Origin of the sequence: Marichromatium bheemlicum (genome assembly GCF_012276755.1) — a bacterium.
GTDB classification, from domain to species: domain Bacteria; phylum Pseudomonadota; class Gammaproteobacteria; order Chromatiales; family Chromatiaceae; genus Marichromatium; species Marichromatium bheemlicum.
On sequence record NZ_JAAXKX010000011.1, the window covers coordinates 41,420 to 64,920 of the forward strand.

Sequence of the window (23,501 nt, forward strand, 5' to 3'; positions counted from 1 at the left end):
TTCGGTTCCTTGCGCCGTGCGACCGCCATCACTCGGGCCCCTCCTCAATTCGTCTTCATCATCTCTGCCATCGACTTGTAGACACCCGCCTGCTGATAGAGCACGAAGGATGTCGGCCAGCGCTTGATCACATAGTTGAACTCACTGATCGCACGGCTCAACAAGGCATTGCGCGTATCGCTCTGCAGGGCCGCGTTGGCGCGATTGAAGTAGACCATGCCATTGCAGTAGTGATGGATATGAGTGAAGAGGTCCTTGCCCATGGCCCCGATCCACTGGTCCATCTGTGCCCGGTCGCGATTGAGGCGCGCCTGACAGTAAGGCGGCAGGGCCGCGATCTCCAGGGCCGTGGGCTTGGCATTGACCCCCTGGGCCGAGGCCGACGTCAGTGGCCCACCCAGCAGCCCCGCCAGCGACACCAGCATGCAGGCCAGTCGTCCCCGGCCCGACCTCATCGTCTCAAGCATCCTCACCTCCCTTCGACTCGTCCCCGGGGAACCACACCAGCCGCGCCGGCAACGCCGGCAGCGACGCGCGCGCCAGGCGTCGCGCCAGCGCGCGCTCGGCCCTCCAGCTGCGATCGCGCACCTGATAGAGCCGCCCCCGCCCCGGCTGCACCGCCCCCGACAGGGTACCGGCGCGCCAGCGCGAGAGCGCCTCGCAATAGACCTCGGCGCTGTCGCGTACCCCACGCCAGAACAGCGTCAACTCGTCGTCGTCGGGACGGACCTCGGGGCTGACATGGGCGATCAGCCGCCCGGTGTCGATCCCCTGGTCGATGAAGTGCAGGGTGCAGCCGACCTGCTCGGGCTCGCCGTTGTGCAGCGCCCAGAAGGTACAGTCGGCGCCGCGATACTCGGGCGAGAGGCCGCCGTGCAGATTGATCAGCGGGTAGCGCTCGAGCAGCGGACCACGGATCAGGCTGGTGCCGAAGACACAGATCAGCTCGGGCGCCAGCCGCTCGGCGAGCGCGAGCAGCGCCGGGTCGCTGACGCTCGGCACCTCGTGCGCCAGCTCGGGCCGCACGAGCGCCGGGGTGGCCTCGCCGAAGAAGAAGCGTGCCTCGGGATTACCGCTGTAACGACGGCGATCGCGCAGCCAGCGCCACACCTTGCGTCCGGCCACCGCCGGGCGCAGGTTGCGCAGCAGCTTCTCGCGCGTCCACTGGGTCGGCGCCTCGTGGACCACGGCGCAGACCTCGGCGCAGGCGCACAGCCGGTTGGCCAGGTGGAGGTGGCGCGGCGAGCGCCCGCAGAGCACCATGACGCGCGGCCCACTCATGCCCCGGCCTCCACGGGTGCGCGCTCGGGCAGCGGCGGCACGACCTCGTCGGAGCAGGCCATGATCAGCGCATCGGCGAGGAACTTGGTCGCCCAGTTGGGGTACTCGAAGCGCGAATAGCGCCCCCAGATCGGCAGCGAGCCGGCCAGCGCGCCGTCGTCCGGGGCGCCGTCACCGCGCAGGCGTTGGTTGCGTACAAGAAACCCCAGCGAGCGCTCGATCGGTTCGCGCCACGCGCCGACGACCCCGAGCTGCTCGAGCCGCTGCCAGTTGAGCACGATCTGCGCGACTCCGGTCAGACAGCTGTAGCGCGCCGCCGGGCGCCAGTCCTCGGCGAAGGCCCCGGCGATCCAACCATCGGCGCGCTGCGCCCGCACCAGCGCCCGCGCCGCACAGGCCGCCGACTCGACCAGCTCGGGGTCGTCGGCGAGCACCCCGCCCTCGAGCAGGCCGCGCATGGCATAGGCGATGTTGTGGGTGAAGGGCGCCTCACCGCGACGGAAGGCGTTCTCGCGCCACCAGCCGCTGGGGGTCGCCTGCGAGCGCGCCCAGCGCAGGTTGGCCAGCGCCGCATCGACCAGCCCTGGCTCACCGCTGGCCAGCCCGGTGCGCAGCAGCGCCCAGGCGGCGCGGGTGTTGTAGACATGGGGGATGGCGTTGTGCACGCTGCGCCGCCAGCAGCCATCGGGGTCCTGACGCGCGACCATCCAGTGCGCCGCGCGCACCGCCGCGGCGAGACAGTCGTCGCGACCGAGCTGCTGATGACCGGCGAGCAGGCCGTGCATGATCTGTCCGGTGTTGAAGATCACCGGGGTGCTGCCGGGCTCGCCGAAGTGTCCGGGGAAGGCGCCGTCGGGCAGCTGCAGCCCCAGCTCCCAGTCGAGGATGCGCCCGGCGCGCGCGGTCAGCTCGGGGCGATCGAGCACCCGCGCGGCGGCGAGCAGGGTCTCGACGATATAGCCGCTGGTCTCGGGATAGCTCGGCAGCCAGCCGTCCTCGAAGCTCCACCCGGCCGAGACCCCGCCGGCGTCGGCGCACCCGTCGCGACGGTCCTGGGCACGGCACAGCCAGTCGATCGCCGCGCCCAGGTGCGCGCGCCGCTCACGCGGGGACTGGGCGGCCGGGCGCAACAGATCGGCGGCGATCAGGCGCAGATGGGTCGGGCGCCACAGCCGATAACGCCTGGGCAGCCCCAGCAGGGTGAGCAGGGACGGACCCTGCGGACGGGACGTCATCGACTGGACTCCTCCTTCTCCACGGCCCCACCGAGCGGCGGCGAGACCCGACTGACGACATAGCGATGCTTGCCCGAGGCCTCGGGGGCGATCGCCGCGACCTGCTCGATATCGACCCGCACCGCCGCGCCAAGCCGCTCGGCGAAGGCGGCGAAGATGGCCTGGCGCGAGGTCTCGCGCCAGCGCGCGTTGGTCACCAGCTGGACCTCGATGACATCGAGCGCGTGCTGAATGACCTTGAACTCGGCCACCCCCTCGATCGCGCGCAGGATGTAGATCACCGCCAGGGCGTGCATCACCGTGCCGTCGGGCTTGACCACGAAGTCGGTCGAGCGCCCCAGCACCGCGTCGATCACGTGCAGCCCGCGCCCGGCGCGACAGGGCTCGGCGCTCAGCCGCACCCGATCGCCGGTGCGATAGCGGATGAAGGGCTGGGCCTCGGAGCAGAGCCCGGTGATCACCGCCTCGCCCGCCTCGCCCGGGGCCACCGCGCGCCCGGCGGCGTCGAGCACCTCGAGGATCAGCCCCTCGCTCAACAGCAACAGCTGACCGGCAGGGGTCTGGTGCGCGGTGAAGCCGATGTCGCGACTACCGAACTCGTTGGCCACCGCCACGCCGAACACGTCGCGTATAATATCACGCTGGTAAGGATAGAGTGGTTCACCAGTGGTACAGACCACCCGCAGGGCGCGCAACCGGGGGATGCGACGCCGCACCCGGGCGTGCTCGGCGAGCAACGCCAGGCTGCTGGCATAGCCGTAGAGACACACCGGATCGAAGCGCTCGAGGACACGCAGATAGTGGTCCATGTTGGCGGCCGACATGGCAAAGGCGTCGAGCACCAGCTGATTGAGCAGACGATCGCGCAGCCGCTTGATGTGATCGGTGCGCGAGAGCTCGACCGGCGCCCCCCAGAGATAGACCTCGGGGTCGCCGACCTCCACCCCCCACCAGCGTCGCGCCCGCATCCGCCCCGCAGCGTCGGCGGCCTGACGCGCGCGACCGAACACGAAACGCAGTGGCGCGCCACTCGACCCACCGGTGTTGTAGGGCTGAGCCCCGCCCGGCACCCCGACCCAGCGCATCCGCTCGCCGGCGAGCTGGGCGTCGCGCTTGTCCATTGTCGGGATGCGCGCGAGGTCATCGGGGGCGAGCTCGGTGGTGGCATCGACCGCACCGAGGCCGACAGCCGCCAACCGCTCGGCGTGCCAGGGACAGTGGGCGTTGGCGATCCCGAGCAGGCGCGCGAGCCGGCGCCGCTGCAAGCCCTCGATGGCCTCGCGCGACAACCACTGGCTCTGCTCCAGCTCATCGAGCATGGCGAAGGTCTGGCGTCCCAGCAGCCGCTCCTGGAGCGGATAGACCAGTCGGCGCGAGAGGGTGGCGGGGGTCTTGATCATCACAGTGCCCGGGTCAGCTCGGCGACCCGCTCCCAGGAGAATTCGGCATGGGCGCGGGCGGCCGCTGCCGCACCCATGCGCGCGAGCAGCAGCGGGTCGCCGAGCAACCGCGCCAGCGCGACGTACACCGCCTCGGCATCGGCGCCCTCGACCCGGAGGCCGGTCTCGCCGTCAAGCACCGCCGCACCGGTGCCACCGGCACGCCCGGCGAGCGCAGGCGTGCCGCAGGCGGCAGCCTCGAGAAAGACCATGCCGAAGCCCTCGGTGTCGCCGTCGATCTCGCGGTTGGGCATGGCGAACAGGTCAGCCGCGGCGTACCAGCACGGCAGCGCCTCGGGGGCGACGTGACCGAGCAGATGGACGCGCTCGGCACAGCCGTGACGCGCGGCGAGCGTCTCCAGATAGTGCTGGTCCTCGCCGATACCGATCACCGCGTAATGGACGTCGAGCCCCTGCGCGCACAGCCCGGGCAGCGCCTCGATCACCCGATCGAAGCCCTTGCGCCGGCTCAGCCGCCCGACCGAGAGCACCAGCCGTGCGCCCTCGCCGAGCCCCAGCTCGGCGCGTTCCGGGCTGGCGTCGATCGCGGTGTGGAAGCGCGCCAGGTCGACCCCGGGGTGGATCAGCCGGATGCGCGCCGGGCGCACCCCCAGCTCGAGCAGGCGCTCACGGGTGAAGTCACTGTTGGCCACCACCCGCTCGGCGCGGCGATAGACCCAGCGCATCGCCCACAGCCGTCGTGGATGGCGCGACCAGGTGGTGATCTCCTCACCGTGGGCGTAGACCACCAGCGGGCGGCGGATCAGCCGCGCCAGCAGCCAGGCGACCAGCCCCTCGGGCAACACCCGACCGGCGTGCACGGCGCTGAAGCGCGCCTGTGCGATCGCCGCCAGAGCGCCACGCAACAGCCCCAGATAGCGCGGCAGCGAGGCCGGGCGCAGCCAGCGCGACTCGCGCATCGTCACCCGATGGACGCTGTTGGGCTGGGTGCGGTCGTAGTCCGCGTCCCCCGGCACCCGCGCGGTGACGATATGGGTCCCGGCACCGCCGAGGCGGCGATAGACCTCGGCGAACCACACCGCCGTCCCCCCCTTGGTGGGCATGAACAGCTCGCTCAGTACCAGATAGCGTGCATCCGTCATCCCTGCTCCCCTCCTCGGCGCCACGCGCCCAAGACCGCCAGCAGCGCCCAGGCCAGCAGCGCCAGCCCGCTCGACCAGGCGAGCTTGCGCAGCCGGTCGATGCGCGCGGCGCGACGCAGCCAGACCTCGAGCCGGCGCGCGCGATCGCGCACCAGCCACTCCGCACCCGTTGCCTGGCCCGCGGCGAGCGCCTCGGCGGACATGAAGCGCAGCCCGGGCCAGCGCGCACGCGCCTGTTCGAGCAGCGTCTCGAGCGCGGCATAGGCGGTCTCGGCCTGTTCGCCGGTGAAGTTGAACCTGTGGGTCTCGATCAGCGCCGGGCGCCCCAGCGCGAAGTGGCGTGCGAGTTCGTCGCACAGTCGCTCGGGGCGGTGCCCCAAGGCGGGCTCGAAATAGAGATCACGCACCAGATAGCGCACCCCGCTGGCACCGCACTCGCCATTGAGGATGTCGCGATCGCAGCCGCCCGGCTGCCCGGCGTGGTCGCGCCCGGTGAGACGCCGCCCCGGGGTGATGATCACCCGCACCCCGGCCTCGGCCCAGGCGCGCTCGACCTGCTCGGTCCAGACGAAGGTCGGCGGCACCGCGACCAGCGGACGCGCGCCGAAGCTGGCCTCGAAACAGGCGACCTCCTCGGCCACTGCCGCGCGGATCTCGGCCTCGGGCAACGGCCGCGAGGGCAGCGTGGTGACATCCGTCCAGCGGCTCTGCAGCGCCGAGGGCAGGCGCTCGGTATCGCTGCCGGCGGCCGTCTCCAGCCAGTCGCGGACCTCGACGTCGCGGCGCGCGACCGTCAGCAGGCTCTGCGGCCAGTAGTGCTCCATACCGTGGAGCTGGAGCGCGAGCACCCCGCGCGCGTGCCCGGCGAGCAGCGCCTCGCGCATCGCCGCGCCGTCGCTGTCGCACAGCCGCTGACGGCGGTAGCAGCTGATCTCGCCGGCGCGGATCGCGGCGGTGTCGGCGATCGCGAGCACCGCACCGATGGTCATCACCGCCGCCTGCCCGCTGGCGTCGCGATGACGCGCGAGCAACTCGATGAGGCGATCGAGCGCGGCGACGTGGGACGCCGGCCCCGGCCCCCAGTCGTCACTCTCGATGATCAGCACCGGGGCGGCGAGCACCGGCTCGCGCCACAGCCGTAGCAGACGCCGACGATAGACGAGGAGAATGGCGCCCCAACCGCAAAACAGCAGCACGACCAGCGTCGACACCAGGCTCATCCGTCGCCTCCTCGCGCCGCCACCGACGTACGCCGACCCAACGCCGGTGGTCGCGCCGGAGCCTCGGGCTCGGGTTCGAGCGCGCGACGCACCAGGATCTTGGTCATCACCACGATCACCACCAGGTGGTAATACATGTCGAAGTACTGCAACCCGAGGAAGGCCCCGGCGACCATGTAGCCGATCAGGCTGACCTGGATCATCGCCGCGAGATCACGCGCCCACCGGAGTTCCGGCTCGCGCTTGGCGTGGCGGATGATCCAGCTCGCCGAGCGCCAGGTGAGTCCCAACAACAGCAGGAATAGGCCCAGCCCGACCCAGCCATGCTCGCCGAGCATGCCGAAATAGATGCTGTGCGAATCACGCCCCCCCCAGAGCACCAGCGCGCGCATGCCGCCACCGATGAAGCGCTGCTGGGCCAGGTCGATGGCGTTGTGCCAGGCGCGCACCCGCTCCGAGGCCGACTCGTCCTCCTCCCAGTGCTCGATGGTCTCCATGCGCTGGAACCACTCCTCGGGCATCACGTAGAGCAGCACCAGCGCCAGCGGGATCATCGCCAGGATCGCGGCGAACTTCTGGCGCGACTTGAGCAGGAAGAACAGCATCATCGCCGCCAGCCCGAGCAGCGCGCCGCGCGAATGGGTGCCGACGATAGCGATCAGGGTGAGCACGATCCCGAGCAACAGCGCCGCACGCACCCAGGCATGCACCATCTGTGAGCGCATGAAGTAGAGCAGCGGCACCGTCATGATCATCGCCAACCCGAGCGAGTTGCGATCCTCGATGAAGCTGCCCGTCGGCCCCAGCACCGAGTTGGCGCTGCCGCCGGTGAGCACGAAGGCCCCACCCTTGAAACCATAGAAACCGAGCGAGAGCGCGATCACATAGACCAGTAGCCGCAGCCGCTGCGGATCGTTGATCAACATCAGCGTGACATAGGTCATCAGCATGATCCGCCAGACCTTGTCCCACTGTGGCCAGGCCAGCCAGGGGTAGAGCGAGAACACCGTGGTCATGAACATCCACAGCACCAGCACCAGCAACACCACGGTTTCGCGCGACCAGGGCAGCGGATGGCGTTCCTTGGAGGCGATCATCGCGGCGAAGGTCGCCAACGCCACCATCATCGCGAAGGGCATGGTGGTCGAGAAGCCCCAGGCCAGCCGGTGCGGGTTCATGTAGCCGAGCCAGGACCACACCAGGATGCCGACATAGGGGCGCGAGAGGATCACCGGCAGCAGGCCGAAGATGATCAGGGTGATGGCGACGTCTCTCACGCGCCGCACCCCTCCCCGCCGGCGACCCGGCGATAGAGCGCGAGCCACAGCGGTCGCACCGCCGGCCAGGCGAAGCGCGCGGCCGCGCGGCGCCCGGCGGCGACCAGCGCGGCGCGGCGCGCAGGGTCGCCGAGCAGGGCGCAGGCCGCCTCGGCCATCGCCTCGGGATCCCCCGGGGCGACCAGCACGGCATCGACCCCGTCCTCGACCAGATAGGACAGCCCGCCGACCCGGGTGCTGACCACCGCCACCCCACTCGCCCAGGCCTCGAGCACCGAGTTGGGGGTGTTGTCGACCCGGCTGGGGTTGAGCATCAGATCGGCCTCGGCATAGAGCGCGGCCATCGCCTCGCGCTCGAGCCGGCCGCTGAAGGTCACCGACTCGGCGACCCCCAGCGCGCGCGCCTCGGCGGCCAACGCCGCGGCCTCGGGGCCGGTGCCGGCGATGGTCAGACGCGCCGCCGGCCAGCGCGCGCGGAGGCGCGCGAAGGCGCGCAGCGCGGTGGTGTTGTCGTAGATCGCCTCGAGGTTGCGGGTGACCACCAGGTGCGGGGTCGCGGCGCGACGCGCGGCGTCGGCGCGCACGGCGAAGCGTTCGAGATCGACGATGTTGGGCACCACCTCGGCCTCCAGGCCGTAGGGCGCGAACACCGCGCGCAGATACCCCGAGGGCACGGCGATGGCCGCAGCGCGACGCATCAGCGGCACCACCCAGCGCCCCTGGGCGCGCAGAAAGGACTGCGCCTCACCGCCGCGATAGTTGATCACCGCCGCCAGCCCGCGGGCATGGGCGATCAGCAGCGCCGGGGCGGCGAAGAGGTGCCAGGACCAGCCGGAGTTGGCCATCAGGTGGACCACCCCGCCCCGCCCCATGGCGCGCCACAGCTGCCACAGATAGGGCACCAGACGAAACAGCGCGCGCACCACCGGCAGGCGTCCTGCCCAGGCCGGGCGGTAGGGGGCGTTGACCTGGACCAGCTCGACCGCCAGCCCCTCGGCGCGCAGCAGCTCGGCGAGCTGGCGGGTCTGGTTGGCCATGCCGCCGGCTGGCGGCGGCAGCGGCCCGACCAGGACGATACGCCCGGGCGAGCGTGTCCCGGACGCTTCAACCATGGCCGCGTGCGACCCGGTCGGGCTGGGCATCGAGCCACTCCTCGAGGGTCACCAGCACCCACAGCATCTTGCCGAAGTAGGTCGCGTGCTCGGCCTCGTGGGCGTGGCGCAACCGCTCGACATAGCCCGGTTGCAGCCACCCGCGACGCTGGCTGTCGGCGAGACGATCGGAGACACGCTCGCGCAGCGGTCCGTGCTCGCGCACCCAGACCCCGAAGGGCAGGCCGAAGCCGTGTTTGCGCTTGTCGATGATGGCATCGGGCAGATAGCCCTTGAGCGCGTGCTTGAAGAACCAGCGCAGATAGCCCCGGCGCACCTTCCAGTCCGGCGGCACCTCGCCGGAGAACTCGACCATGGCGTCGTCGATCAGCGGATAGCGCACCTCGACCCCGGCCGCGGCGGCCATCGCCGAGACCTTGCGCAGGTCGTTGTCGGCGAGGGTGAACTTGAGGTCGAGATGGAGCATGCGATTGATATAGCTGTCACTGGCCGCGCGATTGTAGGGATCGCGTAGCAGCGCCGCCGGCGCTGCGGGGTCGATGGCGGCGAGGAAGTCGGCGGTGAACATCTCGGCGAGCGGCTGGCGGTGGACGAAGTTGTAGGACTCCATGCGCTCGGGCAACGGGATACGCGCCTGGCGCACATAGCTCTGCAGCTTGCGCCCGCCCCACCAGGCCCCCATCCCCGGCAGCGCTGCGAGCGGATCGACCAGCCCGCGGCGCAGCGGCGCCGGCAGCGCGCCGTAGAGCTCGAAGACGCCCTGCTTGGCGTAGCGCTCGTTGCCGCCAAAGATCTCGTCGCCGCCATCGCCGCCGAGCATCACCCGGTAGCCGTCCGCCGCGGCCAGGCGCGCGCAGTGATAGGCCGAGACCGCCGATTCGTTGGCGAAGGGTTCGTCGTAGGTGGTGGCGATCAGCGGGATGGTGGCGAGGACGTCGTCGGGGGTCAGGTAGTACTCGCGCGCGTCGAGCCCGAAGTGGCCGGCGGCAAGCCGCGCGTACTCCATCTCGTCAAAGCCCTCGGCGGCGAAGCCGATGGAGTAGGTCCGCGCCGGCGCGCCCTGCAGCTCGGTGAGCACCCCGGCGACGGTGGAGCTGTCGGTGCCGCCGGAGAGGAAGGCGGCGACCCGATCGTCACCACGAGCCCGCCCCAGCGACGCCCGCAGCAACGCATGAAAGTGTTCGCGCTGGACCTCGAAGTCGTGGCGTGGCGCATCACGGTAATCGAGCCTCCAGTAGAAACCGCGTCTCACCCCGCCACCGGCGTCGATCTCGACCCACTCGGCCGGCAGCAGCTTCTCGACGCCCTCGAACACCGTCCCCGGCGCCGGCACCTGATAGAAGTAGAGATAGTGGAACAGCCCCTGTGGGGAGAGCGCGGCGGCCACCTCGGGGTGGGCGGCAACCCGATCGGCACGGGTAGCGAAGACCGCACCACGCGTCGTGGCAGCAAAGGCCAGTGAATGGATACCGAGCCGATCGATCGCCAGGGTCAGGGTGCCGGTGCGACGATCGATCACGGCGAGCGCGAAGGGCCCATAGAGCTGCTCTAGCAAGGCCCTGCCCTGGGCCTGCCAGCGGGTCAGCAGGGTGGCGGCAGAACGCGGACTGGCCGGCGGCCCGTCACGTGCAAAACGTGGACGCCCCGCCACCACGAGCATCAGCTCCGCCGACTCGGCAAGATCCACCCCAACGGCCGCCGCAAGCCCGCCATCGTCACCGCCGACGAGCCGCAGACCCGGCCCCGCGGCATCGATCAGTCGCTCGACCCCTTGCCGAATCTCACCAAATGGCCGCCGATCGGCCGGCATCCAACCGCAACACTGCTGCATGACCCGATCCCTTCACGTCACCTGACCGAGACTCCCCGAGTCCGCCCCGTCGGGTCATCGACGCGGGCAGGACAATGGGGACGATGGGCGAAGCCTACTGCCCAGCAGGGATCATTTGCAAACGAAACGTGCTCAGAAGAGTCGTGCCCGCACCATCGACAGACGACTATCGATACTCTCGTGCACCGACAGCAGCGCCGGGATCACCAGCAGGATCAGCAGCGTGGCGAAGGCCAGCCCAAAGGCGATCGAGGTCGCCATCGGGATCAGGAACTGGGCCTGCACCGAGGTCTCGAACAACAGCGGTATCAACCCGGCGACCGTGGTCAGGGTGGTCAACAACACCGCGCGCAACCGTTGACAGGCGGCCTCGACCAGCGCTTGCTGGCGCGCCAGGCCACGCTCGGTCAGCTCCTGATAGAACTTGACCAGGATGATCGAGTCGTTGATCACGATCCCCGAGAGACCGAACATGCCGAACAGCGACAGGATGGTGACATTGATATCGATCAGCCAGTGCCCGAACAGGGCCCCGGTCAAGCCGAAGGGGATGGTGGCCATGACTACCAGCGGCCAACCATAGGAGGCGAACACCCAAGCGAGGATGATGTAGATCAGGATCAGCCCGAGCACCAATCCCTTGCGCATATCGCCCAGGGTCTCGCGCTGATCGGCCGAGCGCCCCTCGAAGGAATAACTGATGCCATGATCGCGCTGCAACTCGGGCAAGGGGCCGGCGGCCAAGGCCTCGAGCACGGTAGCGACATCGCTGACCTCGGGATCGACGTCGGCCGAGACCTCGACGGCGAGCCGCCCCTCGGCATGGCGCAGGATCTCGAAACCACGGCGCGAATCCCACTCGGCCACCGCACTCAGCGGTACCGTCGAGCCATCGGCCAGACGGACGTTGAAACGATAGAGCGTCCCGAGCTGGTCGCGTTCGGCGCGCGGCAGCCGCACCCGCACCTCGACCTCATCGGCACCGTCCTGGAAAATCTGCACCAACTGGCCGTCGAAGGCATTGCGCAGCTGACGCCCCAGCTCGGCGACGGTCAGCCCCAGCGCCTCGCCCGCCGGCGAGAGCCGGTAGATGATCTGCTCGCGCCCGTAGGCCATGTCGTCCTCGACCTCGAGCACCCCCGGCAGGCCCTTGAGTGCCTCGGCCAGGGCGAGCGCGGCCTCCTTGAGGGTCTCGGCCTCGGCGCCATTGAGTCGCACCGTGAGATCACGCCCCGGCGGCCCGGCCCGACGCGAGGTGATGGTGAAGGACTCCAGCCCCGGCGGCAACTCGATACGCTGGCGCCAGGCGCGGATGAATGTGGTATTGCGCACCGTGCGTGCATCGGTCGGCGTGAGTTCGACGCGCAGCCCGCCGAGCTGATCGGCGGTCGAGCCAGCGCTCTCGGGCTTGCTGCCGTGCAGCGCCACGGCCAGGTTGATCAAGCGCCCCTGGTCGAACTGCGCCTCGGTCTCGTACAGGGTGGTCTCGAGCTGCTCGAGGAAGGCGTCGACCCGCGCCCGGGGGGTCCCGGCGACGAAGGTCACGTTGGCATTGATGACCTGACTCTCGGGGGTGGGAAAGAAGACGAAGGTCAAACGGCCACCGGCGAGCAGGCCGACGGCGACCAACAGCAAGGCCACCGCTGTGCTGATGGTGACAAAACGATGCGCTACGGCACGAGTCACCAGTGGTCGGAAGAACTCGTCGCGCAGCCGCTCGAAACCGCGGTCGAGCCGCGCGCGCAGCGAGTCCGGGCCGGCGCGGTGGGCATGGACGAAGGCCCCACGCAGGTGTCCGGGCAGTACCAACATACTCTCGAGCAGCGAGGAGAGGATCACCGCCACCACCACCAGCGGGATGGCACCGAGGATGTTGCCGACGATCCCACCGACGAGGATCAGCGGCAGGAAGGCAGCGATGGTGGTCAGCGACGAGGCGAGCACCGGGGCAAGCATCCGCCGCACCCCGCCCTCGGCCGCGAGCAAGGGGTCCTCACCCATCTGGTGATGGGCCTGGGCATCCTCGCCGACGACGATGGCATCATCGACGATGATGCCGAGGGCCATGATCAGCGCGAACAGGCTCATCATGTTGATGCTGCCGCCGGCGAGGTAGAGGATGAACAGGGTCGCCATGAAGGAGACCGGGATGCCCCAGGCGACCCAGAAGGCCACCCGCCCGCTGAGGAACAGGAAGAGGATGGCCACCACCAGGATCAAGCCCCCGGCACCATTGCTCACCAACAGCATGATCCGGTCGCGAATCAGCTGCCAGGCGGCATCATAGACCACCACCTCGACCCCGGGCGGGAGCAGCGGTCGGGTCTCGGCGAGCCACTGGTCGAGCACCCGCGCCGCTGCCAGCGAGTTACCGAGTTCGGCACGCTGCAACACCATCTCCACTGCCGGACGATCAGCGACGGTGAGCAGCAGCTGACCGTCACGCGGCACCCGCTCGATCTCGGAGACATCGCCGAGATCGATCTGCACCACCTCCTCGGTGACCACCGGCAGGCTGGCGAACTCCAAGGGGTCGCGCCGCTTGTCGAGGCTGCGCAGCTCGCGCGCGGCCTCGTCGCGACCGACCTGCCCGGCCGGCAAGTCGCGGCTGAAGGCGGCCACCCGATCGCCGACCTGCCCTAGGCTCAGCCCGAGCTGTTCGAGACGCTGGTGATCGATGGCGATACTGATCTCTTCCTCGGGCAGGCCGCGGATGTCGATCTTGTCGATGCCCCGATCGAGCAACTCCGACTCGAAGGCCCGCACCAGGTGGCGTAGCTCCTCGGGCCGCTCGGGACCGCTGACCAGCAACCGGGCGACGGTCTCGTAACGGGTGGCGAGCGCCACCTCCGGCTTCTCGGCGTCCTGCGGCAGATTGCGGAAGTTGTCGACCAGTCGCCTGACCTGATCGAGCGCCAGCAGTGGATCGGTCCCCTCATCGAACTCCAGGGTAATCGCCGAGATCCCTTGCGAGGAGGTCGAGGTCAGGTCGCTGAGCCCGTCGACGCTGCGCAGGCGTTGTTCGAGCGGGTTGGTGATACCGTCCTCGACGTCCTCGGCGCTGGCCCCGGTCCACACCACCCGGACGCTGACGATGTCGAGATCGAAGTTGGGGAAGAACTGGATGTTGAGCCGGTCGAGGGCGAAGATGCCGCTGAGGATCATCATCACCATCAGCAGATTGGCCGCAACCTTGTGATGAGCGAACAGCCCGATCAGGTCGCTGCGGTGACCGCCCCCGCGCTGCGCCAGACTCACTGCCCCGCCTCCACCCGCAGCCCGTCGACGGCGTTGGGCATATGGGTGACCACCAACTGGTCGCCGGCGGCGAGTTCGGGTGCGGCGACCAGCAACCGCTCCTCGCCGTCGGGCGCGAACCAGCTCCCCAGGGTGCGCACCATCACCGCGCGCATCCGACCGTCGATGAATTCATAAACGCGGTTGCCGCCATAGACGGCGGCGAAGGGGACGGCCACCACCGACTCACGCACCGGGCGCTGCAGTCGCAGCGTCAGCATCTGGCCGATGCGCAGCCACTCGGCCCCTTCGGTGAGCACGAACAGCCCGTCGATACCGCTCGGATCGGCCTCGCCGGCAAGACGTTCGAGCACCAACCCGACCCGCCCACCGTCGACCTGCGCGGTCGCCGGCAGCGAGCCCGAGGCGCGCAGCGCCGCGGCCAGCTCCGCCTGATAGGGCGCGGGGATGCGCGAGCGCACCTCGAGCCCGGCGAGCGGATAGAGCGAGAGCAAGACCTCGTCGTCCTTGACCTGGTCACCGGCGGCCACCTCCACGGCGCTGACCACCCCTGCGTAGGGGGCGATCACCCGCGAGCGCTCGAAGGCCAACCGCGCCTCCTCGTACTCGGCACGGGCCTGTTGTAACCGCGCCTCGAGGGCGCGCCGACGCGCCGGGTAGTCGGCGATGCGCATGCTACGCGTGCTCACCGCCAGACGCTGACGGGCGAGGTCCTGCTCGGCGAGGTCGAGGTCGTTCTGCGAGCCGACCTGACGCCGGGTCAGGCTCTTGGCGCGCGCCACCGCATCGGCGGAGAGATCGAGCAGTCGCTGCTCCTGTGCCAGGGCGGCCTGATCGCTCTCCTGACCGTTGCGCTCGCTCTCGAGCTGGGCCTCGAGTTCGGCGACCTGGGCACCGGTACGCGCGAGCGCCGGCACCAGGTCGCGGGGATCGAGTTCGAGCAGCAACTGCCCGGCCTCGACCCGCGCGCCCTCACGCACCAACACCCGCGCCACCCGTGCCGAGGTCGAGGCCGCCGCGCGCAGCAGGTCCGGATTCTCGACCTGGCCGTAGAGTTCGAGCATCGGTGCCAGCGCGCGCGGCTCGACCGGCTCGATCGCCACCCGCCACACCCGCTCACGCGCCTCGGAGACAGGGCGATCGGGGCGGGTTTGCTTGAGGTATTGAAAGACACCGAAACCGACGGCGAGGATCAGAACGGGCAGCAACAGCTTGAACAGACGATTCACAGTGTCCCTTGGTCGATTGAGCTGGGGTTGGAGGCGCCGTCATCGCCGCCCGGGGCGGCGATGACCAGGCCGGCGGACGGTATCCCCCGGGAGGGGCATTGTGCCGAGGCGCAGGCCGCCCTGCTACGGCAAATGTGGTAGATGTCATTTGTTTCCACGATTGGCGCCACCGCCACCACATCAGGGCAGCGGTGGGCGGAAACAACGGCGGGACGGGACGTGTCAGTCCGCGACCGAGTCGGCGACCACGGCGAGCACTGCGGCACAGAGCGTCTCGAGTTCCTCGGGCGTGATCACGAAGGGCGGCATCAGATAGATCAACCGACCGAACGGACGCACCCAGACACCACGCTCGACGAAGCGCCGCTGGATCTCGCGCATCGCCACCGGCTCGACCATCTCGACTACGCCGATCGCGCCGAGCACCCGTACCTCGGCGACTCCGGGCAGGTCACGCGCCGGGGCCAGGCCACGTTCGAGCCCAGCGGCGATGGCATTCACCCGCCCCTGCCAGTCGCTAGCGAACAGCACATCCAGGCTGGCATTGGCCACCGCACAGGCGAGCGGATTGCCCATGAAGGTCGGTCCGTGCATGAAGGCGCCGGGCGCGGCCCCCGAGATGGTATCGGCCACGCGCGTGCTGGCGAGGGTGGCGGCGAGCGTCATGTAGCCCCCGGTCAGCGCCTTGCCGACGGTCATGATGTCGGGGGCGATGCCGGCGTGCTCGCAGGCAAACAACCGCCCGGTGCGACCGAAGCCGGTGGCGATCTCGTCGGCGATCAGCAGCACGTCGAAGCGATCACACAGTGCCCGCACCTGGGCCAGGTAGTCGGCGCTGTAAAAACGCATGCCACCGGCGCCCTGGACGATGGGCTCAAGGATCACCGCCGCCAGTTCGTGCTGGTGGCGCTCGAGCAACGCGGCGAACTCGGCGATCGCCGCCGGCGCGCAGGGCTCGCCATAACGGCACTCGGGGGCCGGGGCGAAGACCTGCTGCGGCAGGGTGGCGCTAAACAGGTGGTGCATCCCGGTGACCGGATCGCACACCGACATGGCGTTGAAGGTATCGCCGTGATAACCGCGACGGATGGTCATCAGACGATGGCGCTCGGGGCGACCGGCGGCCTGCCAGAACTGCAGCGCCATCTTGATCGCTACCTCCACCGAGACCGAGCCCGAATCGCAGAGGAAGACGTGCTGCAGCGGCTCCGGGGTGATCGCCACCAGCCGCTCGACGAGCTGCGCCGCCGGCTCATGGGTGAGCCCGCCGAACATCACGTGCGCCATGCGCTCGAGCTGAGCGTGCGCGGCCTGATTGAGCTGCGGGTGGTTGTAGCCGTGGATCGCGCACCACCACGAGGACATGCCGTCGATCAACTCGCGCCCGTCCATCAACTCGATGCGGCAGCCGCGCGCGGCACGCACCGGATAGACCGGATCGCGATCGCGAGTGGAGGTGTAGGGGTGCCAGGCGTGGGCCTGGTCGATGGCGAGGATATCGTTGGCTTGCATGGTTCGTCGATCGTACGGGCCGCCTTGGGTGGGGAGAACACACCGCCCGCGCGCGGCCCTGCTCGCGGACGGGATGAGGCCATTACATGTCGGCGCGACTGTCGATCCTGCTGGTGGCTACGCCGGTGAGGATCTCCTTGATGATCTCGCGACAGGCCGCCTCACGCTCGGTCACGTCACGCCCGCGCCGGGCCGCCTGGAACAGACGCGCCAGCTCGCGTTGCTGCGACTGGGCAAGCGCCTCGGCAAAACCACGACGCTCGACGACACGCTCGGGGACCTTGTTGGCGGCCTCCTCGTCGGCGGCCTGACGCCCGTGCGCCCAGTTCATCGCCCGTGCACTATAGAGCACGATGCGATCGAGCAGCACGAAGGGAAAGCGCGGGTCGGAGACCGGTCCCATGATGAAGCGCTGGGTGCCGGGGGCGCGCTCGATATCGAGCCGGGCCAGCGCCTTGCCGCCGACCAGCCCCAGCACACCGCCGGTGAAGGCACCGATCAGCGCCCCGGCACCGAGCGAATGCCCGGCGGCGGCGAGATCGACGGTGGCCCCGGAGGCAGCGCCGGCGGCCACCCCGACCATCGCCAGCTGGCGCCGCGACAGCCCCAGCGCATGCCCGACCTCGTCGGAGAACAGGTCCTGGTTGAGGATGGAGTCCGGCGGCAGGTTCCAGACGTGATGACGGAAGTTGGCGCGGATCTGCTCCTGGGCGTCGAGTTCGAGCTGGCGCAGCCCCTGCTCGAACTCGGCGGCAACCTCGTCGCGGATGCGATCACGCCCACTCTTGAAGACCAGCTTGCCGCTCTTTACGGTACGGGTGACGCGATAGGAGAGCGCCTCCTCGAGCAGGCGCAGGATGGTGTCGACGGCCTGATCGGTGCGCCGCTCCCAGTCGCAGGCGAAGGCAGCAATCGCCTCCTCGACACGCTCCTCCCAGCGCTGATCGATGCTCTTGAGCGCCTCGAGCAGCTTGATCCGCTCGCTGTAGGTGGCGCGGTGGGCATTGAACTCACGCACCGAGTTGAACGCCTTGCTCAGCGCGTCCTGCCACTGTGCCATGTGGCGATCTTGGTTGGTGAGGTTGTTGAGGATGGCCATGCGCGGACGGCCGGTGAGCCGCAACAGCTCGATCTCGACCCGATCCTTCTCCTTGATGCGCTTGGAGCCGTCGACCACCAGGATGATCCCCGCGCCCTCGGCCACCGGCTGCAACAACGCACAGTCGTGGGCGAACAACGGATCGTCGCGATGGCTGTCGACGAAGGCGCGCGCCAGGTCGCCGCGCGACTCGTTGGCCTGGAACCACTCGAGGATGGCGTTGGGGTTCTGGAACCCAGGGGTATCGATGAACTCGATCACCGTGCGACCATCGATCACCACGGGATAACTGGTCGACTCGGTGGTGGTGCCGGCGCGCTTGTCGATCGCGATCCGGTCGTTCTCGGTGAGGGTAGCGACCACCGAGGACTTACCCGCGTTGGGGTGTCCCATGATCGCCAGGCGCGGAATCTTCACCGCCATCAATCTTCTCCATCCTGCAGCTGTGGCGCCAGCATCTCGAGGCGTAGATAGGGGTCGGCCATCTGCTCGATCTTGCGCTGCCAGTCGGTGTAATCAAAGGTACTGAGCGGCGGCAGCCGATCCTCGTCCTCGGGGTCGCCGACCAGCGCGAGCAACAGCTGCGCCTGGGTACCGGCGACGGCGCGCAGCTCGCGCAGGAACACCAGGTTCTCGGTAATCGGCGGCTGCGAGCCGTCCTGGATGACGACGACCCGCGCCGGTGGGGCCTCCCAGACCCCGTCGGTGACCAGCGCCAAGGCCTCCTCGGTCATCTGGCTACCGGCGCCGAAGGGCGCCTGGGCCGCGATGCGCCAACCACTGTGCTGACCGATCAGCGCGGCCAACCGAGGCTGGTCTTCGGGCTCGAGCACGTCGTCGACATCGACATGGATCAACAGCAGGCAACCGTCCGGGGCGAAACGCGACCCGGAGCCTGTCGCCACCGGCACCACAGGCTCAGGCTCAGGCTCAGGCTCAGGCTCAGGCTCAGGCTCAGGCTCAGGCTCAGGCTCAGGCTCAGGCTCAGGCTCAGGCTCAGGCTCAGGTTGGGATGTCGGGTCGGGCTCGGGTTCCCGCTCGAACGCAGGCACCGGTGGCCTCTCCTCGCTCGGCGGCTCGTGTTCGGTCACCTCGGGATCGACGCTCACCCCTGACGCCGGCTCGAGGGCGGGTGCGGACACCTCGTCCTCGACGACGCGATCATCCACATCGGACACCGCAGCCGGGGTCGAGGCCTCGCCCGACGTCGGGGTATCAGACTCGATCGACGACGACAATGCCTCGGCCTGGCGCTCGGCGGGGTCGAGCATCAACACCGCCCCCGGCTCAGCGACGCGTTCGGGCGCGGTCTCGTCAACCTGCCCCTCTTGTGCAGTCGCGTCAGGCACTGCCTCCGACAGCGACTCGGGCTCGGGCTCAGCCTCTATCCCGGCGTCTGTCGCTCGGGACTCGGGAGCGTTCGCCGCCGTGGGCTCGGCGCACGACACCGGCTCGCCCGGCCTGGGTTCGGTGACGGACTCGACGATCGCTGTCGGCTCCTCGACCGGGGCCTCGGCAAGCGGCTCGGGGCCCGGCGGCAGCATTCGGGTCTCGGGCGAACCCTCCACTGCCTCGGCGCTCGAGACCGCTGCAGCCTCGGGCACGGACGGCGCCGCGCTCGGCGCGACCGGCGTCACCCGCATGGCCGGGACCGCGGGCACCGCCGGCCGAGCGGCGGTCTCGGGCGCCGGCGTGACGGCAGTCGGGGACGATGCAGGCGCCTCGGCCGGGGTCGGCCGCGGCGGCACCTGGACACGCCGGCGTGCCGGATCGCGCCAAGGTCGGGCAACGTGCAGCGGCACCTTGGCGCGCGGCTCATCCGGCCCCTGGCCCTTGGGCTTGACCTCACCCGGGGCGACCGGCGCAGGGATGTGCATCTCGCTGCCACCCTCACCACCGACCCCGGTGAAATCGAGCCGGGGATTGAGCATCCGCGCATAGAGCGCCTGGGTACGGCCATGGGTGAAGGGCAGCCGCGCCAGCGACAGGCGCAGGGTCAGTCGCGAGGCCCAGTAGAGCAACAGTCGCGGCACCAGCCCGTAGGTGATCACCGCCAGCACCAGGAACCAACGCCAGGAGCGTAGGTGCTCGGGCTCGGGACGCGCCGCCGAGGTCATCGCCCATTGCTCGAGATAGATGCGCGAGCCCTCGATCTGCTCCAGGGTCGGGTAGCCGACACCCTCACCGAACAGCCAGCCCCACGGGGTCGCGACCAGGCGCGCGAGGTCATGGATGGTCTGCGGGTGCACGGCGAGCGCCGAGCCCCAACCGAAGGCGATGTCGGTGAACCACTCGAGCATCACCGTGGTGAGGATCACCCCGAGATTGAAGGCCACCCCGAAGAGCTGCGCCGGGATCAGCAGTGGCAGATAGGCGATCGGACCATAGAGGGCGTGTTGCGCGCGCAACTGCCCCTGGCTGGTGCGCACGCGCTCGCGAACCTCGTCGCTGCTGTGCGCCAGACGTTGCTGTTGTAGCCAGTCGGCACCCTTGTTGAGTAATGGCTGGATCAGCCGGGTCAGCAGCGACAGATCCTGGCCGACAGCCGCGCCGGTACGCAGTCGGCGCGTCACCCAGGTCGAGACCAGGGCGATGACCAGACCGAACTGCACGAACACCAGCAGGAACAAGTACCAGGTGACACTAACCGGCTTCAGGCCGTCGTAGTTGAGTAGCGCCGAGGCCACCGCCACACCGAGCAGGAACCCGGCGCTCCCGAGCACCAGGTTGCCCAGGCGTTGCGCGGCGGCGAAGGCCGCACCCGGCAGCAGCGCACGCACCCCGGCCGGCTCGCGCGTGCGGCGTGCGGCGAGCCAGTGGCGCAGGCTGGCGCGACGGTGCTCGGGGGTATGGGGGGCGGCCTCCTCGAGACGCCCCTGGATATGCTCGAGATAGAGGGCGCGATCACGCTCGGTGAGGCGCTGTCGGGCCGACGGATCATCACGCAGCGTGCGTTCGTCGGCGTCGAGATAGTATTCGAGGTCGATCAGGTCCGGGACGTCCCAGCGCGCGGCGGCATCCGGGGTGTCGGCGTGATCGGTCGGGGATTCGCTTGAGTGATGTCGGAGATCCATGGGCTCAGACTGCCGCTCCGTAGTCCAACCGGCTACTCTACGTCGGTTGCACGGCGAGATCCATACAGGGGGTGCCCCATGCACCGCCTCGGCGGAGCGACTCCGATCCCGCCACCGGGGGCGGATCATAACCCGCGCGTACCGCGCCCGTCATATCGATGACGGGCGCGGTCTCGATCAGGCGGCCTCGACCTGCGGCAAGGCCGCACGGTTGAGCGCCTGGAGCACGGCGCGCAACGAGGCGGTCACGGTGTCTCGATCGACCGCCACACCACTGATCGCCGTGCCGTCGACCGCGAGCTGGACATAGGCCACCGCCTCGGCCTCGGTGCCACCGTCGAGGGCGTGCTCCTGGTAGTCCAACACCCGCAACCCACGCTCGAAGCGCCGCGCACAGGCATCGACGAAGGCGGCGATGGTGCCATCACCCTCGCCACACCAGCGCTGCTCGCCCTCGCCGGCATCGATCCGCGCCTCGACGCGATCGTGGCCGGGGTGATCGAGCTGGTAGCCGATCAGCCGCGCCGGCCCCTGCTCGCACAGATAGTGCTCGCGGAACAGCGCGTAGAGGGTCGCGGCGGCGAGCGCCCCGCCGCGACGCTCGCTCTCGCGCTGCACCACCTGGGCGAACTCGACCTGCAACCAGCGCGGCAGGCGCAAGCCGTAGTCCTGTTCGAGCACGAAGGCCACCCCGCCCTTGCCCGACTGGCTGTTGACGCGGATCACCGCGCGGTAGTCGCGGCCCAGGTCCTGCGGGTCGATCGGCAGATAGGCGACGTCCCAGGGCGCGTCGGGCCGTTGCCGGGCGAGACACTTGCGGATCGCGTCCTGATGGCTCCCCGAGAAGGCGGTATAGACCAGCTCGCCGAACCAGGGGTGACGCGGATGCACCGGCAACCCGGTGCACTCGGTGCAGACGGCGACGATCTCGGCCGGATCGGAAAGATCGAGCTGCGGGTCGATGCCCTGGCTGTAGAGGTTCATCGCCAGGGTGAGCAGATCGGCGTTGCCGGTGCGCTCGCCGTTGCCGAACAAGGTGCCCTCGACACGATCGGCGCCGGCGAGCAGCGCCAGCTCGGCGGCGGCCACGCCACCGCCACGATCGTTGTGCGGGTGCACCGAGAGCACCACCGCCTCGCGTCGTGAGAGCCGGGTGGAGATGTACTCGACCTGATCGGCGAAGACGTTGGGGCTGGCGACCTCGACGGTGGCCGGCAGGTTGATGATGCAGGGGCGATCGACCGTCGGCGCCCACTCGGCGAGCACCGCCTCGCACACCTCCAGGGCGTAGTCGGGCTCGGTGGCGGTGAAGCTCTCCGGCGAATACTCGAAGGTCCAGCGCGTCTCGGGATGACGCGCCGCAGCCTCGCGCAACAGCCGTGCACCGTCGCGGGCGATCTCGATCACCCCAGCGCGATCGCGCCCGAAGACGCGTTCGCGCTGTACCGGCGAGGTCGAGTTGTAGACATGGACGATCGCTCGCGGCGCCCCGGCGAGCGCGGCGAAGGTACGCTCGACCAGTGCCTCGCGCGCCTGCACCAACACCTGGATGGTGACGTCCTCGGGGATCTCGTCGTGCTCGATCAACCAGCGCACGAAGTCGTAGTCGGGCTGGCTGGCGGCCGGGAACCCGACCTCGATCTCCTTGAAGCCGAGCTTGACCAGCAATCGCCACAACCGCTGCTTGTGCGCGACATCCATCGGCTCGAGCAGCGCCTGGTTACCGTCACGCAGATCGACGCTGGCCCAGCGCGGGGCCTGTTCGACGGTACGGTTCGGCCATTGGCGATCGGGCATGGCCACCGCCGGGGCCGGTCGGTAGCGGCGATGATCGAAGCGGGTCATGCGGCTCTACTCCTGCAGACGAGAAAGCCCCGCCGCGAGCGGCGGCGGGGCGAGATTGTGGGCCGTGGGACAACGGCCCGAGGTGATTCGGGGCCGGTCTTTCCCGGCAGTCAACCCTGAGGGCCTGTGAAGTGACGACCCTGTGCTGTCGCACTGACAGCAGTGTCGTCGGCTATTGCCCGGTTCCGGTAAGAACCCTCGGCTGCGCGTGTCCTGGTTGGGATCCTGCGCTGAGTTCGGCGTGCGCCTGGTGGGCGTGTACCGATGGTGTCGGCTGGTTGGTCGACGGGTATTAGTCTACGCCGCAGCCCCAGGCAGAGGATTGCGAATTCGCGCCGCATAACGCCCTTTTGCGCAATAAAATTCCAAAACTCAAAAAACAGAGACAACAGAAAACGCGACAAGGGACATTTGATGAAACTCGATCGCTATGACCGCCGGATCCTCGCCGAACTACAGGACAACGGCCGTATCAGCAACCAGGATCTCGCCGAGCGGGTCGGTCTCTCACCCTCGCCCTGTTTGCGCAGGGTGCGCGCGCTCGAGGCCGCAGGTATCATCCTCGGCCACCGCACCCTGGTCTCCCCCCAGGCACTCGGACTCAACCTGCTGGTGATCATCAGCATCTCGATGGATCGCCACACCCCGGAGCGCTTCGAGCGCTTCGAGCAGGCGGTGGCCGAGATGCCTGAGGTGCTCGAGTGTTTGTTGATCACCGGTCGCGACGCCGACTACCAACTCAAGGTGATCGTGCCCGACATGGAGGCCTATCAGGCACTGCTGCTCGAGCGCATCACGCGTATCGAGGGGGTCTCCGGGGTGCACTCGAGCTTCGTATTGCGCCGGGTCTTTGAGCGCACCCAGCTCCCCATGGTCTAGAGGGACGGAGAAAATCCCGCATTTTCCCAATGCATTGAGCGGCCAGGTACGCCGATAACAAGGCATGGTCCGTGCTGAAGGATCGGCAAGACAACGGGCGTCACACC

16 protein-coding genes are annotated in these 23,501 nt (G+C 69.3%); 1 reads left to right on the forward strand and 15 read right to left on the reverse strand.

Translation table 11 applies throughout. The annotated features are described in order from the left end of the window. Positions 1-44 precede the first annotated feature (44 nt). The 15 genes from HF203_RS09145 to leuA form a co-directional block, all read right to left on the reverse strand. Complete coding sequence (locus tag HF203_RS09145) at positions 45-467, reverse strand: hypothetical protein (protein WP_168668891.1); 423 nt, start codon at positions 465-467, stop codon at positions 45-47. Then, on the reverse strand, positions 460-1,281 hold the full coding sequence (locus tag HF203_RS09150) for a formyl transferase (RefSeq protein WP_168668893.1): 822 nt from the start codon (positions 1,279-1,281) through the stop codon (positions 460-462). Before HF203_RS09150 ends, HF203_RS09145 begins: the two co-directional genes overlap by 8 nt. Next, positions 1,278-2,516 (reverse strand): prenyltransferase/squalene oxidase repeat-containing protein, encoded by a 1,239-nt coding sequence (locus HF203_RS09155; protein WP_168668895.1) that lies wholly within the window; start codon positions 2,514-2,516, stop codon positions 1,278-1,280. The genes HF203_RS09150 and HF203_RS09155 overlap by 4 nt, the downstream gene beginning before the upstream one ends. Further along, positions 2,513-3,916: a phenylacetate--CoA ligase family protein gene (locus HF203_RS09160; protein ID WP_168668897.1), complete on the reverse strand. Its 1,404-nt coding sequence runs from the start codon at positions 3,914-3,916 to the stop codon at positions 2,513-2,515. Before HF203_RS09160 ends, HF203_RS09155 begins: the two co-directional genes overlap by 4 nt. Further along, positions 3,916-5,058 (reverse strand): glycosyltransferase family 4 protein, encoded by a 1,143-nt coding sequence (locus HF203_RS09165; RefSeq protein WP_168668899.1) that lies wholly within the window; start codon positions 5,056-5,058, stop codon positions 3,916-3,918. The genes HF203_RS09160 and HF203_RS09165 overlap by 1 nt, the downstream gene beginning before the upstream one ends. Then, entirely contained in the window at positions 5,055-6,278 is a 1,224-nt protein-coding gene (locus HF203_RS09170) for a glycosyl hydrolase (protein WP_168668901.1), read from the reverse strand. Before HF203_RS09170 ends, HF203_RS09165 begins: the two co-directional genes overlap by 4 nt. After that, positions 6,275-7,555 (reverse strand): putative O-glycosylation ligase, exosortase A system-associated, encoded by a 1,281-nt coding sequence (locus HF203_RS09175; RefSeq protein WP_168668903.1) that lies wholly within the window; start codon positions 7,553-7,555, stop codon positions 6,275-6,277. The genes HF203_RS09170 and HF203_RS09175 overlap by 4 nt, the downstream gene beginning before the upstream one ends. Next, positions 7,552-8,697 carry a glycosyltransferase family 4 protein gene (locus HF203_RS09180; RefSeq protein ID WP_210424716.1) on the reverse strand — a complete coding sequence of 382 codons (1,146 nt, stop codon included), beginning with the start codon at positions 8,695-8,697 and terminating at the stop codon, positions 7,552-7,554. Before HF203_RS09180 ends, HF203_RS09175 begins: the two co-directional genes overlap by 4 nt. Further along, complete coding sequence (locus HF203_RS09185) at positions 8,660-10,498, reverse strand: asparagine synthetase B family protein (RefSeq protein ID WP_168668905.1); 1,839 nt, start codon at positions 10,496-10,498, stop codon at positions 8,660-8,662. The genes HF203_RS09180 and HF203_RS09185 overlap by 38 nt, the downstream gene beginning before the upstream one ends. 132 nt (positions 10,499-10,630) lie before the next feature. Further along, entirely contained in the window at positions 10,631-13,756 is a 3,126-nt protein-coding gene (locus tag HF203_RS09190) for an efflux RND transporter permease subunit (protein ID WP_168668907.1), read from the reverse strand. Beyond that, the gene (locus tag HF203_RS09195) at positions 13,753-14,985 is read right to left on the reverse strand and encodes an efflux RND transporter periplasmic adaptor subunit (RefSeq protein ID WP_168668909.1); all 1,233 of its coding nucleotides are present in this window, start codon (positions 14,983-14,985) and stop codon (positions 13,753-13,755) included. The genes HF203_RS09190 and HF203_RS09195 overlap by 4 nt, the downstream gene beginning before the upstream one ends. Before the next feature lie 222 nt (positions 14,986-15,207). Further along, positions 15,208-16,497 (reverse strand): adenosylmethionine--8-amino-7-oxononanoate transaminase, encoded by a 1,290-nt coding sequence (gene bioA / locus HF203_RS09200; protein ID WP_168668911.1) that lies wholly within the window; start codon positions 16,495-16,497, stop codon positions 15,208-15,210. A gap of 82 nt (positions 16,498-16,579) precedes the next feature. Next, positions 16,580-18,019, reverse strand: a complete 1,440-nt coding sequence (locus HF203_RS09205; protein ID WP_168668913.1) for a GTPase/DUF3482 domain-containing protein — start codon at positions 18,017-18,019, stop codon at positions 16,580-16,582. Continuing rightward, the gene (locus HF203_RS09210; protein ID WP_168668915.1) at positions 18,019-20,670 is read right to left on the reverse strand and encodes a DUF2868 domain-containing protein; all 2,652 of its coding nucleotides are present in this window, start codon (positions 20,668-20,670) and stop codon (positions 18,019-18,021) included. The genes HF203_RS09205 and HF203_RS09210 overlap by 1 nt, the downstream gene beginning before the upstream one ends. Positions 20,671-20,847: 177 nt before the next feature. Beyond that, positions 20,848-22,515 carry a 2-isopropylmalate synthase gene (leuA, locus tag HF203_RS09215; RefSeq protein WP_168668917.1) on the reverse strand — a complete coding sequence of 556 codons (1,668 nt, stop codon included), beginning with the start codon at positions 22,513-22,515 and terminating at the stop codon, positions 20,848-20,850. Positions 22,516-22,929: 414 nt separating this feature from the next. Here leuA and HF203_RS09220 point away from each other — a divergent pair, with 414 nt between their 5' ends. Then, positions 22,930-23,394, forward strand: coding sequence for an Lrp/AsnC family transcriptional regulator (locus HF203_RS09220; protein ID WP_168668919.1), 465 nt, complete (start codon positions 22,930-22,932; stop codon positions 23,392-23,394). Positions 23,395-23,501 lie beyond the last annotated feature (107 nt).